The 673-nt window shown below is 66.7% G+C and carries 1 protein-coding gene; it reads right to left on the minus strand.

Going from position 1 to position 673, the window contains the following annotated elements:
* Positions 1–671, minus strand: a 671-nt coding sequence (locus TSA1_RS38610) for an Hpt domain-containing protein (protein WP_174719382.1), incomplete at its 3' end; no start/stop codon positions are given.
* Positions 672–673 lie beyond the last annotated feature (2 nt).

Consider the following 673-nt stretch of genomic DNA (forward strand, 5'->3'; position numbering starts at 1 on the left):
CTTGTCTCCTTGGCGGCTTCCTTCGCGACAGGCGCCGGGGCTTCAGCGGCCGGCGCGGGGGCAGCCTCAACCTTGGCGACGGGCGCGGGCGCTTCGATCGCGGTCTCGCGGAAGGCACGCTCGAGCTCGTCGAGAGAGACCTCGCCCGGGCGCAGCGGACGCTCCAGGGTCTGGTCGATCAGCGTGCCCGAGGTCATCTCCTTGGCGGGCGCGGCAGGGGCTTCCGGCACCAGCGGCGGCGCCTCGGCAACCGGAGCTGACGCGATCGGCGAAGCCGACGCTGACATTGCCGCCATGCCCTGCTCGACCATCGCTTCCAGCTGATCGATCAGGTCGCGGTCGTTCCCCTCGGGCTCGGCCTCGGTCGCCTCCAGGCCGGCCAGGATCTCCTTGATGCGGTCGATCGAGGACAGGATCACCGTCACCGCTTCGGCCTTCACCGGCATGCCGTCGCGGAATTTGCCCATCAAGGTCTCGCCGGCATGCGCCAGCGCTTCGAGCCTGGGCAGTCCGAGGAAGCCGCAGGTGCCCTTGATGGTGTGGACCAGGCGGAAGATGTTGTCCAAAATCTTGGCGTTGTTCGGCTCCTGCTCGAACTTCACCAATTGATTGTCCACGGTGTCCAGGCTCTCGCTGGTCTCCGTCAGAAACTCCCGCAACAGATCATCCATGA

Source organism: Bradyrhizobium nitroreducens (genome assembly GCF_002776695.1).
Classification (GTDB): Bacteria; Pseudomonadota; Alphaproteobacteria; order Rhizobiales; family Xanthobacteraceae; genus Bradyrhizobium; species Bradyrhizobium nitroreducens.